1 protein-coding gene is annotated in these 255 nt (G+C 51.8%); it reads left to right on the forward strand.

Annotated features, from left to right (window positions below):
* Positions 1-255, forward strand: a 255-nt coding sequence (locus tag LRL21_RS45340; protein WP_240422263.1) for an extracellular solute-binding protein, incomplete at both ends; no start/stop codon positions are given.

The raw sequence follows: 255 nt of genomic DNA on the forward strand, positions 1-255 counted from the left end.
TGAAACTGGATCAAGCGATCATTCCGAACCTGAGCAAGGTAGATTCCGCTTATATGAACGACGTACATCAGCTGGCTGTACCGTACCGCGCTTCTTCCGTCATTCTGGCATATAACAGCAAGAATGTGCCGACGCCTCCGAAGACGGCTGACGAGCTGTACGACTGGATTCGCAAGCATCCGGGCAAATTCGCTTACAACGATCCGGCAACGGGCGGTGCCGGTTCATCCTTCGTACAAACAGCGATTTACAATT

Origin of the sequence: Paenibacillus periandrae (genome assembly GCF_022458865.1) — a bacterium.
Taxonomy (GTDB): domain Bacteria; phylum Bacillota; class Bacilli; order Paenibacillales; family NBRC-103111; genus Paenibacillus_S; species Paenibacillus_S periandrae.